The sequence below is a fragment of the Pseudomonas sp. GL-RE-26 genome, from assembly GCF_019956275.1.
GTDB classification, from domain to species: domain Bacteria; phylum Pseudomonadota; class Gammaproteobacteria; order Pseudomonadales; family Pseudomonadaceae; genus Aquipseudomonas; species Aquipseudomonas grandcourensis.
The window spans coordinates 100,345-113,647 of record NZ_JAHBDI010000044.1; the positions used below are offsets into that span (position 1 = coordinate 100,345).

Here is a 13,303-nt window from a genome sequence, read left to right on the forward strand (position 1 = left end):
CTCCTGTAGAAACCTGTTGGTGCTGCTTATTTGGCTTTGGCCTGACGCTGGTAGCGTACGGCTTCGACGAACACATCGGAATTGGCCGGGTCGTCGAGATAGGCGGTGACTTGATCCATGTGGTTGTCAATCAATACGCCATCGCCGTCGTGAGTCTGGAAGCTTTCGCCGCTCAGGGCTTTTTGCTTGATGGCCTGGTTGATCTGGTCGAGGTCGAGGTTGTAGACCACCAACTCATGTTTGTCGGTCAGCTCAAAACCGGCCAGGGTGAAGTGCCCGCCGAACTGCGCCGGCACCTTCGCCGACAGGTACCAGCGGTTGCCATGGCGCGTCACTGTAAAGGGATAGGCCTCCCGCTCCTTGGGCCTGGCCCGGTAATAGCTGACGGCCTGATAGCGGTTGTCGCCGATACGGGTCAGCTCGAGGTTGAGCGGCTCGCCCCAGGCATTGGTGCTGGTCCATTTGCCGAGCAATCCCTTGGGCGCGGGTTCGCTTGCAGGCAGCGGTTCCTTGAAGGCCACCAGACAGCCACTGAGCAGCAGGAACGACAAGGCGATCACAACGACACGCCAGGCTTTCATTCAAAACTCCCTATGAACATACCGCTGACCTGTAGGAGCGAGCCTGCTCGCGATGAGGGTGTGCCAGACAACCTCTATGTTGAATGTTAAGCCGCCTTCGCGAGCAGGCTCGCTCCTACAGGGATAACTCCGCCCGGAATCACACCGACGCCAGCACCAGGTGCATGTAGCGCGTCAGGATGCCGAGCATTTCCTCTTCGGCGGCGGGCTCGTCTACATTGAGCAGGCCCTGATATTCCATCCGGCCGATTATCGCCGTCAACACCTTGGCATCCTGATGCGGCTCGCGCGAGCCCAACACCTGGAACAGCTGGCAAGAGCCCTGCAACAGGATTTGCTGATGCGAGCGCACCAGTTCGGCCAGGCGCGGGTTGAGCAATGCCTCCTGACGGAACGCCTGCTCGGCCATCAAGTGTTCGCGGCGATTGACCAGTTGCCGGTGAACGTAATCGGTCATCAGCCGTGCAATGTCGTCCGCCAGTTTCGAGCGCGCCTGCGGGCTGCCGTCGCCACTGTCGATCATCTCGCGCAGCAGGCCCTCGTTGTTCACCCACAGTTTGCCCATGTACGCCGCACTGCGTTCCACGTATTGGGCGAAGGTATCGGTGAGCAGGTCATCGATATCCTTGAAATAGTAAGTGGTCGCCGACAACGGCACTTGTGCCTCGGCGGCCACCGCACGGTGCCGTACGGCCCGTACGCCGTCACGCACGACAATGCGCATGGCGGCATCCAGGATTTCCTGTCGTCGCTGTTCGCTGCCCTGTCGGCTGGCCTTGCGGCCCTGGTACTGAACACTTTCAGCGACCGCAGTGGCGATACCCGCTGCACCTTCTTGAGCCATTGCACGAATCACGACAGGTATTTCCTCTCAGATGAAAGTAACAAGTTGATACGTTTGTACCAGACAGGCAATAAAAAGCCGCCTCAAAGGCGGCTTTTTAATTGAAACACTTACGCTTGCGGCCGCATGTGCGGGAACAGGATCACGTCGCGGATCGACGGGGAGTTGGTCAGCAGCATCACCAGACGGTCGATACCGATGCCTTCACCCGCCGTTGGCGGCATGCCGTACTCCAGCGCACGAACGAAGTCAGCGTCGTAGTGCATGGCTTCGTCGTCGCCGGCGTCCTTGTCGGCCACCTGGGCCATGAAGCGCTCGGCCTGGTCTTCCGCGTCGTTCAACTCGGAGTAGGCGTTGGCGATTTCGCGACCACCGATGAACAGCTCGAAACGGTCGGTGACGTTCGGGTTGTCGTCGTTACGACGGGCCAGCGGCGACACTTCGAACGGGTACTGGGTAATGAAGTGCGGCTGTTCCAGCTTGTGCTCGACCAGCTCTTCGAAAATCATCACCTGCAGCTTGCCCAGGCCTTCGAAGCCCAGCACCTTGGCGCCGGCCTTCTTCGCGATGGCACGAGCCTTGTCGATGTCGTTCAGGTCGTCAGCGGTCAGCTCGGGGTTGTACTTGAGGATCGAGTCGAACACCGACAGACGCACGAACGGCTCGCCGAAGTGGAACACCTTGTCGCCGTACGGCACGTCGGTGCTGCCCAGAACCAGCTGCGCCAGTTCGCGGAACAGTTCTTCGGTCAGGTCCATGTTGTCTTCGTAGTCGGCGTAGGCCTGGTAGAACTCCAACATGGTGAATTCAGGGTTGTGACGAGTCGAAACGCCTTCGTTACGGAAGTTGCGGTTGATCTCGAACACTTTCTCGAAGCCGCCAACAACAAGGCGCTTGAGGTACAGCTCCGGCGCGATACGCAGGAACATGCCCATGTCCAGCGCATTGTGATGGGTTTCGAACGGCTTGGCTGCCGCGCCGCCAGGAATGGTCTGCAGCATCGGCGTTTCCACTTCCAGGAAGTCACGCTTCATCAGGAAGCTGCGGATGTGCGCGATGACTTGCGAACGCACGCGGAACGTCTGGCGCACGTCTTCGTTGACGATCAGGTCAACGTAGCGCTGGCGGTAGCGCTGTTCGGTGTCGGTCAGGCCGTGGTGCTTGTCCGGCAGCGGGCGCAGGGATTTGGTCAGCAGGCGCACGTTGGTCATTTCAACGTACAGGTCACCCTTGCCGGAACGGGCCAGGGTGCCTTCGGCGGCAATGATGTCGCCCATGTCCCAGGTTTTCACCGCGGCCAGGGTTTCTTCGGACAGGGTCTTGCGGTTGACGTAGACCTGGATGCGACCGGTCATGTCCTGGATCACCATGAACGAGCCACGGTTGAGCATGATACGACCGGCAACCTTGACCGGGATCGCAGCCTCTGCCAGCTCTTCCTTGGTCTTGTCCGCGTACTGTTTCTGCAGTTGTTCGCAGTAGTTTTCGCGGCGGAAGTCGTTCGGGAAGGCATTGCCCTTGGCGCGCTCGGCAGCAAGCTTTTCCTTGCGCAGGGCGATCAGGGAGTTTTCTTCCTGTTGCAGGGCTTGCGGGTCGAGTTCTAGGTCGCTCATGTCTTTAAAAATTCCATCAGGTTCGTTGTCCCCAGCCTGCGGCTGGGGATCGCGGGCAAGCCCGCTCCTACAAGGATCGCGCTGAGTCAGCCGATCCTGTATTGCATTGCTTACAGCCCGGACTTCAGGCTCGCTTCCAGGTATTCGTCGATGTCGCCATCGAGCACCTTGTCACAGTCGCTGCGTTCAATGTTGGTACGCAGATCCTTGATCCGCGAGGCATCGAGCACGTACGAACGGATCTGATGACCCCAGCCGATATCGGACTTGGTGTCTTCCAGCGCCTGGGACGCCGCGTTGCGCTTCTGTATTTCCTGCTCGTACAACCTGGCCCGCAGCATTTTCATGGCGGTGTCTTTGTTGGCGTGCTGGGAACGTTCGTTCTGGCAGCTGACCACGGTGTTGGTCGGTACGTGGGTGATACGTACGGCCGAGTCGGTGGTGTTTACGTGCTGACCACCGGCACCCGAGGAACGATAGGTGTCGATCCGCAAGTCTGCCGGGTTGATTTCGATTTCCACCTTGTCATCGATCTCAGGCGAGACGAACACCGCGGAGAACGAGGTGTGGCGACGGTTGCCGGAATCGAACGGGCTCTTGCGCACCAGACGGTGCACGCCGATCTCGGTCCGCAACCAGCCAAACGCGTATTCGCCCTTGATGTGCACGGTCGCGCCCTTGATCCCGGCGACTTCACCGGCGGACAGTTCCATGATGGTCGCGTCGAAACCGCGTTTGTCGGCCCAGCGCAGGTACATGCGCAGCAGAATGTTGGCCCAGTCCTGGGCTTCGGTGCCGCCGGAACCGGCCTGGATGTCCAGGTAGGCGTTGTTCGGGTCCATTTCATGGCTGAACATGCGGCGGAATTCCAGCTTGGCCAGACTTTCCTCGAGACGGGCCAGTTCGGCGACGACATCGCCCACTGCGCCTTCGTCGTTTTCTTCGACGGCCATGTCCAGCAGGTCGCGGCAATCGGCCAGACCGGTGTTCAATTCGTCCAGGGTATCGACGATCTGCGCCAGCGCAGCGCGCTCACGGCCCAGTTCCTGGGCGTATTCAGGTTTGTTCCAGACACTCGGATCTTCAAGCTCGCGATTGACTTCGGTCAGACGCTCATGCTTTTGATCGTAGTCAAAGATACCCCCGAATAGTTTCGGAGCGCTCGGACAGGTCCTTGATGGTGTTCAGGATCGGGTTGATTTCCATGACGGGCAGCACTCGTTGGCGAACTTTTGAAAGCCGGCGAGTATACCGTAATCAAGCGCCCCCGGCAGCCCGCATGGCGGGTTTACCGGCGAATGGTTTCAGTCAGCGGCCACCTGCCAACTGCAAATCAAGCAGTCACCACCCACCTGTGGCGAGGGGGCTTGCCCCCGTTCGGCTGCGAAGCAGTCGTAAAACCAGTCAATGCGGTATGTCTGGCAGACATAGGCGGCGGTTTTGGGGCCGCTTCGCGACCCAATCGGGGCGGTGCGGCGATCCGACAAGCCCCCTCGCCACAGGTTCATCACCATCAGGTCGAGCGTTACTCGACCCCCACCTGATTACGCCCATTGTTCTTCGCCGAATACAGCCCCTTGTCCGCCGCTGAAATCAGATCACGGCAGTTGCTGCCCGCTTTCGGCGTGATGGTCGACAGGCCGATGCTGATGGTCAGGCTCGAACCTTCGGTTGGCGAGGTATGCGGGATCTTCAGGGCGGCCACGGTCTGGCGCAGCTTCTCGGCCACCAGCCGTGCACCGCCCTGGGAGGTGTTGGGCAGTACCAGAGCAAACTCTTCGCCGCCGTAGCGGGCCGGCAAGTCCGAAGGACGGGCGCTGGCGTCCTTGATCGCCGTGGCGACCTTGCGCAGGGCTTCATCGCCTTCCAGGTGGCCGAAGCTGTCGTTGTAGGCCTTGAAATAGTCCACGTCGATCATCAGCAACGACAACTGGCTCTGCTCACGCAGCGAACGGCGCCACTCCAGCTCCATGTATTCATCGAAGTGCCGACGGTTCGACAACCCCGTCAGGCCATCGGAGTTCATCAGGCGTTGCAGCACCAGGTTGGTGTCGAGCAATTGCTGCTGACTGACGCGCAACGCGCGGTACGCCGCGTCCCGTTGCAGCAGGGTCATGTAGGAGCGCGAGTGATAGCGAATGCGTGCGACCAGTTCGATGTTGTCCGGCAGCTTGACCAGATAATCGTTGGCCCCGGCGGCGAAGGCCGCGCTCTTGATCAGCGGATCTTCCTTGGTCGACAGGACGATGATCGGAATGTCCTTGGTCGCCGGGTGATTGCGGTACTCGCGCACCAGGCTCAGACCGTCCAGCCCCGGCATGACCAGATCCTGCAGGATCACTGTCGGCTTGATGCGCACCGCGTGGGCGATGGCCTGGTGCGGATCGGCGCAGAAGTGGAAATCGATGTTCTCTTCGTTCGACAGTCCACGACGCACGGCTTCGCCGATCATGGCCTGATCGTCCACCAGTAACACCATGGCGGCGTTTTCGTCGGTCTTGAAGTCGTCGAGCTGTAATTCATTCATGTGCGGTCACCTGAGTACTACCTGAGCCAGGAATGAGGGAAAAAGTGCTCATTTGGCGAAAATCTCCAGCAATCGTGGCGCTATCTTGTCCAGCGGGCGAATCTCCACGGCAGCGTCGATGGCTGCGGCCGCCTTCGGCATGCCGTACACCGCACTGCTGTTTTGGTCTTGTGCGATGGTCAGGTAGCCCTGTTGGCGCATGAGTTTAAGCCCTTGGGCGCCATCACGTCCCATGCCTGTAAGCAAAACTCCTACGGCGTCGCCATTCCAGTAACTGGCCACGCTCTCGAAGAACACATCGATGGAGGGCCGGTAGATCTCGTTGACCGGTTCGGCGGTGTAGGCCAGCGTGCCGTTTTTGAGCAAGCGAATATGATGATTGGTGCCGGCCAGCAACACCGTGCCGCCTTGCGGCGGCTCGCCCTCCTGGGCCAGGCGCACGTCGAGGCCGCTGGCGCTGCCGAGCCACTCGGCCATACCGGCGGCAAACACCTGGTCAACGTGCTGCACCAGCACGATGGCCGGAGAGAAATCACGCGGCAGTCCCTTGAGCAAGACTTCCAGCGCTGCCGGCCCACCCGCGGATGAGCCAATGGCGATCAGGCTCTGGCGAGAGCCCGAACTGCGCAACGGTGCCGGCGTCGAGCGCGGGCTGTTGCCCTTGTCGCCGATCAGCCAGACGATGTTCATGATCTTGCGCAACAACGGCGCGGCCGCTTCCTGGGCATTGCCGGCGCCGAGGGCCGGGGTGTCGACCACGTCCAGCGCACCGTGGCCCATGGCCTCGAACACCCGGTGCACGTTCTGCTGGCGATCCACGGTGACGATGACGATGGCACAGGGGGTCTCGGCCATGATCCGCCGCGTAGCCTCGACGCCATCCATTACCGGCATGATCAGGTCCATCAGAATCAGGTCCGGCGTGTCCAGCGCGCACTGGCGCACCGCTTCGGCACCATTGCCGGCGACCCAGACCACCTCGTGGGCCGGCTCGAATGCCAGGGCGCGGCGCAGGGCCTCCACCGCCATGGGCATGTCGTTGACGATTGCGATCCTCATGCCCGCGCTCCTCCAATGAGCTCAACCACTGCATCGAGCAAGGCGTCGTCATGAAAACTGGCCTTGGCTAGATAATAGTCGGCCCCGGCATCCAGTCCACGGCGCCGGTCCTCTTCACGATCCTTGTAGGACACCACCATCACCGGCAGCGATTGCAGGCGATTGTCCCGACGCAGCAGCGTGACCAATTCGATACCGTCCATGCGCGGCATATCAATGTCGGTGATCAGCAGATCGAAATCCTCCGAACGCAGCGCGTTCCAGCCGTCCATGCCGTCCACCGCAACCGCCACGTCGTAGCCGCGATTGAGCAACAGCTTACGCTGCAACTCTCGCACGGTCAGGGAATCATCCACCACCAGAATTCGTTTGCGGGCCGCCTCGACCACCTGATTGCTGTGGCGGGCAATGCGCTCCAGGCGACCGGTGTTGAGCAGCTTATCCACCGAACGCAGCATGTCTTCGACGTCGACGATCAGCACCACCGAGCCGTCGTCGAGCAGGGCCCCGGCGGAAATGTCTTGCACCTTGCCCAGACGCTCATCCAGCGGCAGCACCACCAAGGTCCGCTCACCGATAAACCGCTCCACGGCCACGCCGTAGATCGCATCGCGCTCGCGAATCACCACGACCTTCAGGGTTTGCCCGCTGTTCTGGCTGGCCGGACGTTGCAACAACTGACTGGCCGCCACCAGGCCGACATGCCGGCCTTCGTGCCAGAAATGCTGGCGGCCTTCGACCTGCACGATATCCGCCGGCTCCAGGTCGCACATGCGCTCAATGTGCGCCAGCGGGAAGGCATAGGCTTCGTCGCCGACTTCCACCACAAGGCTGCGCACCACCGACAGGGTCAGCGGTACCTCGAGGTGGAAACGACTGCCCTCGCCCGCCGTCTGCTCCAGCACCACCGCGCCGCGCAACTGCCGGACCATGTGCTGCACCGCATCCAGGCCGACGCCGCGACCGGACACCTCGGTGACCGTGTCCCGCAGACTGAAACCGGGCAGGAACAGGAACGTCAGCAATTCCTCTTCGCTCAACTGCGCGGCGGTTTGCGCGGGCGACAAACTTCGTTCAACGATGCTGCGACGGACCTTTTCCAGGTCCACGCCGTTACCGTCATCGCTCAGTTCAAGCACCAGCAAACCGGCCTGATGAGACGCGCGCAGGCGAATCAAACCTTCCGCCGGCTTGCCCGCCAGCAGGCGTTGCTCCGGGGTCTCGATGCCGTGGTCGACCGCGTTGCGCAACAGGTGAGTCAGCGGCGCTTCGAGCTTTTCCAGTACGTCGCGATCGACCTGGGTCTTTTCGCCTTCAATCTCCAGCCGCACCTGTTTGCCCAGATCGCGCCCCAGATCCCGGACCATCCGCACTTGCCCGGTCAGCACATCGGCAAACGGCCGCATGCGACAGGCCAGCGCCGTGTCGTATAACACTTGCGCCCGCTGGCTGGCATGCCAGGCGAACTCATCGAGTTCGGCGTTCTTTTCAATGAGCAATTGCTGGGATTGCGCGAGCAGCCGCCGCGCATCCTCAAGGGCTTCCTGGGCCTCCAGGCTCAAGGCGTGATCCTTGAGATGCACATTGAGATTCTCCAGTGCGCGCAGGCTGTTGCTCTGCATGCGCTTGAGTCGCTGCATGGTCGCCAGGTGCGGTTTGAGCCGCAGGGTTTCCACCAGGGATTTGCTCGACAGATCGAGCAGGCTGTTCAGGCGCTCGGCGGTAACACGCAGCACTCGCTCGCCGTTTTCGGTGGTGCGTTTGGTCTTGCGCGGGGTCGGCGCCGATGGCGGTTCGACGGCAGGCACCGGCGGCTCGACCCTTGGCGACGGCGCTTCGAGCTGAAGTTCGGCCATCACCGGTGCGGAAGGCGCAACCAGCGGGGCCGTCGGGTCCAGCAATCGCGCCATCAACGCCACGTAGACCTCGATGTCCGCGGCCTCCGGGTTGTTATTCGGCGTGGCGATACGCATCAGCAAATCAGTGCCTTGCAGCAACGCATCGATGTGCTCGGGGCGCAGCAACAGGCGGCGTTCCTGGGCACTGACCAGGCAATCTTCCATCACATGGGAGACGCTGACCCCGGCGTCGACACCGACGATCCGCGCCGCGCCCTTGAGCGAGTGCGCAGCGCGCATGCACGATTCAAGTTGATCGGCCTGGGTCGGGTCGCGCTCAAGCGCCAGCAGGCCGGCGCTCAAGACCTGGGTCTGGGCTTCGGCCTCCAGGCTGAACAGCTCCAGCAGAGAGGCGTCGCGCATTTGCTCGGGGGTCATGTGAGACTCCGGGTCACGGCGGACAGCAGCTGTTCTTCATCCAGCCAACGCAGGCTGCGACCTTTGAATTGCAACACGCCACGGGTGTATTTGGCACTGGCCTGGGCACCCGAGCGCGATGCGCTATCGAGAATGCGCTCGTCGATGGCGTGAATCCCGTCGACCTCATCCACCGGCACCACCACCGGCCCGCCATCGGCGGCGATGATCAACATGCGTGGCATGACCCGCGTGCCGGACACCGCGTTGCCAGTGCTGTCGAGCCCCAGCAACTCCACCAGCGACAGGCAGGCGACCAGCGCGCCGCGCACATTCGCCACGCCGAGCAAGGCCCGGGAACGTTGATGCGGCAAAGAGTGAATCGCTTGCAGCGGCGCCACCTCTACCAGGCTTCGGGTCGCGAGCCCCAGCCACTCTTCACCCAGACGGAACATCAACAGCGAGCGGGTTTTCACCTCGTTTTCTAGCGCAACGGACACGATCCCGCGATCTTCCTGCTGCAACGCATAGCGATCGAGCAAGCGTGTGGCGGCCGCCGAATACACCGCACAATTGCGGCAATGAATATGCTCGCTGAGTAGCGGGCAGGACTTGTCGCCGTGGATACCGATGCGGTTCCAGCAATCGTCGATGGCCTGGGCATCCCGGGTGACGCTAAAGGTGTCGGAGGCAATCATCGTTTACGCTCACTGTCGGCGAAACGTGCGCTGCGGGCGGCACGCTCCTGCAATCGTCTGGCTCCCATCGCGTCGCCCTGGGCCTGCAGCAACCCGGCAAGGTGCATCAACGCTTCGGGATGTTGCGGTTCGAGGTACAACGCCTTGCGATAAAAACCCTGGGCTTCAAGGGTATTGCCGGCCACATCGCTGAGCAGTCCCAGCCAATAAAAGACCTGGGCCACCGGCTCATGGCTGCGCAAATAGCTTTCACACGCCGCTCGCGCCTCGGCGCTTTTGCCTTCATCGGCCAGCACGGCGATATTGGCCAGCAGCGCGGCAGTGTCGGCGCCGGAGATTGCAGGTGCAGGCCGCAGCGGCGCAACCCGGACAAACGGACGGCTGCGCACTGGCGCAGGCGGCGGATTGCGCAGCGGTTGCGGCACTGGCAATGGCGCTGGAACGAATGCCGGCAAGGGTTCAGGGTCCGCAGTGCCCTGTCGACTGAACGCAAAGGACTGCGGGATGCCGATCGAGCGCATCCCCAAACGCCCCAGCAGACTGCCTTCGGCCGGCCCGATAAACAGCACGCCGTCTACATGGGTCAGGCACTTGAGCACTTCGAAGACCTGCTTCTGGGTCGGCTGGTCGAAATAGATCAGCAGGTTGCGACAAAACACGAAATCAAAGGACGGTTCACCGGCCAGCAAGGCCGGATCCAGCAGATTGCCAACCTGCAGGCGCACTTGCTCGAGCACCCGCTGATCGAGGCGATAGCTCTCGCCTTCGGCAATGAAATGACGGTCGCGAAATGCAATGTCGTCACCCCGAAAGGAATTCTTGCCGTACAACGCCCGCCGGGCTCTTTCCACTGATAACGGGCTGACGTCCAGGCCATCGACCTTGAACTGGTGCGGTTTGAGCCCGGCATCGAGCAACGCCATGGCGATCGAGTACGGTTCTTCGCCGGTGGAGCACGGCAGGCTGAGAATCCGCAGTGTGCGCAGGTTGTTGATCTCGGCCAGACGCTTGCCAGCCAGTTTCACCAGGGTGACGAAGGATTCCGGATAACGAAAAAACCAGGTTTCCGGAACGATCACCGCTTCGATCAAAGCCTGCTGCTCGTCCCGCGAGCCCTGTAAGGTGCGCCAATACTCATCGGCCGAGACTGCTTGCGAAACGATGCTGCGCTGGCGCACCGCTCGCTCGATGATCGCAGGCCCCACCGAGGTCACGTCGAGTCCGATAGTTTCCTTGAGGAAGTCGAAAAAACGCTGGTCGCTGTTCATGGCCGCTCCTGCAGCAGCGCCGAATCCATAGGCGGCGAGGGAAACAACAAGGCGCGCACCTGATCGTCCAGCAGATCGCCGACCCGCACCCATTGCAGCAAGCCCTGCTCGTCCTTGCGCACCGGCCCGAGGTAGGGCGTCTGGCGATTGTCCAGGCCGTAGGGCTGAAAATCCGCCGGATCGCAGCGCAAGGTGTCAGTCGCCTGCTCCAGAATCAGTCCGAGCAGCTGCGTCTCGGCGGTTTCATCCGGGCGATAGTTGACCAGCACCAGTCGCGTGCTGGTACGGGCCTGTGCAGGCATGCCAAAGGTCAGTGCGCTCAAGTCGATCACTGGCACCACCGAGCCCCGATAGGCGAACACCCCGGCGACCCATACAGGCGCATGGGGAACAGGCTTCAACGGCAGGCGCGGCAGCACTTCAGCCACTTCGATAGCCTTCAAGGCATAGCGTTCGTTACCGATGCGAAACACCAGAAACAAGGCTTGCAGCGCCTGCTTCACGGCAGAGCGTTTGGCCGTGATTTCGCTCATCAGACTTTGAATCGCGAAACGCCGCTGCGCAGCCCAACGGCCACCTGGCTCAGCTCATCGATGGCGAAACTGGCCTGGCGCAAAGACTCAACGGTCTGGCTGCTGGCATCACCCAACTGCACCAGCGCGTGGTTTATCTGCTCGGCACCGGTGGCCTGGGCCTGCATGCCTTCGTTGACCATCAGCACCCGCGGTGCCAGCGCCTGGACCTGATGGATGATCTGCGACAACTGCTCACCGACCTGCTGCACCTCGGACATGCCGCGACGCACCTCTTCGGAGAACTTGTCCATGCCCATGACCCCGGCCGATACCGCCGACTGGATCTCGCGGACCATTTGCTCGATGTCGTAGGTGGCCACGGCCGTCTGGTCCGCCAAGCGCCGTACTTCGGTGGCGACCACGGCAAAACCGCGTCCGTATTCCCCGGCCTTCTCGGCCTCGATGGCGGCGTTGAGCGACAACAGGTTGGTCTGGTCGGCGACCTTGACGATGGTCACCACCACCTGATTGATGTTGCCGGCCTTCTCGTTGAGGATCGCCAGCTTGGCGTTGACCAGATCGGCCGCGCCCATCACCGAGTGCATGGTTTCTTCCATGCGCGCCAGGCCCTGCTGCCCGGAGCCGGCGGCCACGGAAGCCTGATCGGCGGCGGTGGAGACCTCGGTCATGGTGCGCACCAGATCCCGGGAAGTGGCGGCGATCTCACGGGAGGTCGCACCGATTTCCGTGGTGGTGGCGGCAGTTTCGGTGGCGGTGGCTTGTTGCTGCTTGGACGTTGCGGCGATCTCGGTCACCGACGTGGTCACCTGCACCGACGAACGCTGGGCCTGGGACACCAGAGAAGTGAGCTCGGACATCATGTCGTTGAAACCGGTCTCTACCGCGCCGAATTCGTCCTTGCGCTCCAGGTTCAGGCGGCTGCTGAGGTCGCCGGTGCGCATGATTTCAAGGATTTTCACGATGCGGTTCATCGGCGCCATGATGGCGCGCATCAATAGCAAACCGCAGAGGCCGGCAGCCAGGACGGCCACCAGCAGGGAAATGCCCATGCTGATTTTTGCCGAAAGCACGGCGTCGTCGATGGCGGCCATTTCGTGGTCGGCCACCAATTTGTTTTCGCGGAGGATTTCGTTGAGCTTCGTGCGACCTGCGGTCCAGACCGGGGTCAGTTGCTCGGTGAACAACTTGACGGCCTCGGCTTCCTGGTTGCGGCTGTGCAGATCGAGCACTGCCGTCAGAATCCTGCTGAACTCCTCGTGCCGTTGTTCGAAAGCGGCAAACTCGACCTTGTCTTCATCGGTCGTGATGGTGTTGCGGTAGTTACCTATCTGCTCCAGCAGACGCGCTTCGAAAGCCTTGAATTCCGCAGCGTCTTCGCTGCTGATGCCCTGCCCTTCTTTCAATCCGAGCAATTCCTGAGTCTGCAGGAAAGTGTCGACCCAAGCGCTGCGAATCATCGAGCTGTAATAAACCCCCGGCAAAGCGTCGTCCCGCACGCTGGCTTCGCTCTCTTCGATCCTCAGCAATCGCGAATAGGAGAGGACCACCATCAGCAACATGATGGCGATAATTACCGCAAAGCTCGCCAAAATGCGTTGGCGTAACGTCCAGTTCTTCACAGTCAATCCTCGGGGCCTGATTCGAAATGCGGGGAGTATAGCCGAGGGCGGTGTTTCATTTATAAGACGGTGCGCACCGCTTCTCATCCCGTTGAAAAAAGGCGCGATGGGCTCTGGGTTGGGACTGTCCGCTAATGAAGGGGATGGGTGCCTGGGGTGATTGGGCAGAAAGGGACCATGCAATGGTCATTGGGGAGGTGTTGTGGCCGAAAACGCCATCGCGAGCAAGCTCGCTCCCACATTGAATATCTAGCGTACACAGAAACTGTGATCACTGAAGATCCCGTGTGGGAGCGAGCCTGT

The 13,303-nt window shown here is 61.4% G+C and carries 11 protein-coding genes; all 11 read right to left on the bottom strand.

From position 1 onward, the window contains the following. Positions 1-26 precede the first annotated feature (26 nt). Positions 27-581 (bottom strand): hypothetical protein, encoded by a 555-nt coding sequence (locus tag KGB07_RS22620; RefSeq protein WP_046041075.1) that lies wholly within the window; start codon positions 579-581, stop codon positions 27-29. A gap of 139 nt (positions 582-720) precedes the next feature. Then, a complete protein-coding gene (locus KGB07_RS22625) occupies positions 721-1,437 on the bottom strand; it encodes a TetR/AcrR family transcriptional regulator (protein WP_046041074.1) in 717 nt (238 codons plus the stop codon). A gap of 98 nt (positions 1,438-1,535) precedes the next feature. Continuing rightward, complete coding sequence (lysS, locus tag KGB07_RS22630; RefSeq protein WP_008051377.1) at positions 1,536-3,038, bottom strand: lysine--tRNA ligase; 1,503 nt, start codon at positions 3,036-3,038, stop codon at positions 1,536-1,538. A 110-nt stretch (positions 3,039-3,148) separates the two neighbouring features. Next, a protein-coding gene (gene prfB, locus KGB07_RS22635; protein ID WP_185754790.1) for a peptide chain release factor 2 occupies positions 3,149-4,244 on the bottom strand; the annotation gives its coding sequence in 2 pieces (ribosomal slippage) (positions 3,149-4,171 and positions 4,173-4,244; 1,095 coding nt in all). 319 nt (positions 4,245-4,563) lie between these two features. After that, positions 4,564-5,565: a PleD family two-component system response regulator gene (locus KGB07_RS22640; RefSeq protein WP_046041070.1), complete on the bottom strand. Its 1,002-nt coding sequence runs from the start codon at positions 5,563-5,565 to the stop codon at positions 4,564-4,566. A gap of 48 nt (positions 5,566-5,613) precedes the next feature. Beyond that, entirely contained in the window at positions 5,614-6,624 is a 1,011-nt protein-coding gene (locus KGB07_RS22645) for a chemotaxis response regulator protein-glutamate methylesterase (RefSeq protein WP_046041068.1), read from the bottom strand. Beyond that, positions 6,621-8,900: a hybrid sensor histidine kinase/response regulator gene (locus KGB07_RS22650; RefSeq protein WP_046041067.1), complete on the bottom strand. Its 2,280-nt coding sequence runs from the start codon at positions 8,898-8,900 to the stop codon at positions 6,621-6,623. Before KGB07_RS22650 ends, KGB07_RS22645 begins: the two co-directional genes overlap by 4 nt. Beyond that, positions 8,897-9,577 carry a chemotaxis protein CheW gene (locus tag KGB07_RS22655; RefSeq protein ID WP_046041065.1) on the bottom strand — a complete coding sequence of 227 codons (681 nt, stop codon included), beginning with the start codon at positions 9,575-9,577 and terminating at the stop codon, positions 8,897-8,899. Before KGB07_RS22655 ends, KGB07_RS22650 begins: the two co-directional genes overlap by 4 nt. Next, positions 9,574-10,845, bottom strand: a complete 1,272-nt coding sequence (locus KGB07_RS22660) for a CheR family methyltransferase (RefSeq protein ID WP_223466582.1) — start codon at positions 10,843-10,845, stop codon at positions 9,574-9,576. The genes KGB07_RS22655 and KGB07_RS22660 overlap by 4 nt, the downstream gene beginning before the upstream one ends. After that, positions 10,842-11,378, bottom strand: a complete 537-nt coding sequence (locus tag KGB07_RS22665) for a chemotaxis protein CheW (protein WP_046041063.1) — start codon at positions 11,376-11,378, stop codon at positions 10,842-10,844. Before KGB07_RS22665 ends, KGB07_RS22660 begins: the two co-directional genes overlap by 4 nt. After that, positions 11,378-13,000 carry a methyl-accepting chemotaxis protein gene (locus KGB07_RS22670; protein WP_046041062.1) on the bottom strand — a complete coding sequence of 541 codons (1,623 nt, stop codon included), beginning with the start codon at positions 12,998-13,000 and terminating at the stop codon, positions 11,378-11,380. Before KGB07_RS22670 ends, KGB07_RS22665 begins: the two co-directional genes overlap by 1 nt. Positions 13,001-13,303 lie beyond the last annotated feature (303 nt).

Excerpts from the sequence above, each read along its gene's own strand:
- KGB07_RS22620 (WP_046041075.1), bottom strand. The coding sequence starts at position 581 with ATGAAAGCCTGGCGTGTCGTTGTGATCGCCTTGTCGTTCCTGCTGCTC.
- lysS (WP_008051377.1), bottom strand. The coding sequence starts at position 3,038 with ATGAGCGACCTAGAACTCGACCCGCAAGCCCTGCAACAGGAAGAAAAC.
- KGB07_RS22640 (WP_046041070.1), bottom strand. The coding sequence starts at position 5,565 with ATGAATGAATTACAGCTCGACGACTTCAAGACCGACGAAAACGCCGCC.
- KGB07_RS22645 (WP_046041068.1), bottom strand. The coding sequence starts at position 6,624 with ATGAGGATCGCAATCGTCAACGACATGCCCATGGCGGTGGAGGCCCTG.
- KGB07_RS22650 (WP_046041067.1), bottom strand. The coding sequence starts at position 8,900 with ATGACCCCCGAGCAAATGCGCGACGCCTCTCTGCTGGAGCTGTTCAGC.
- KGB07_RS22655 (WP_046041065.1), bottom strand. The coding sequence starts at position 9,577 with ATGATTGCCTCCGACACCTTTAGCGTCACCCGGGATGCCCAGGCCATC.
- KGB07_RS22660 (WP_223466582.1), bottom strand. The coding sequence starts at position 10,845 with ATGAACAGCGACCAGCGTTTTTTCGACTTCCTCAAGGAAACTATCGGA.
- KGB07_RS22665 (WP_046041063.1), bottom strand. The coding sequence starts at position 11,378 with ATGAGCGAAATCACGGCCAAACGCTCTGCCGTGAAGCAGGCGCTGCAA.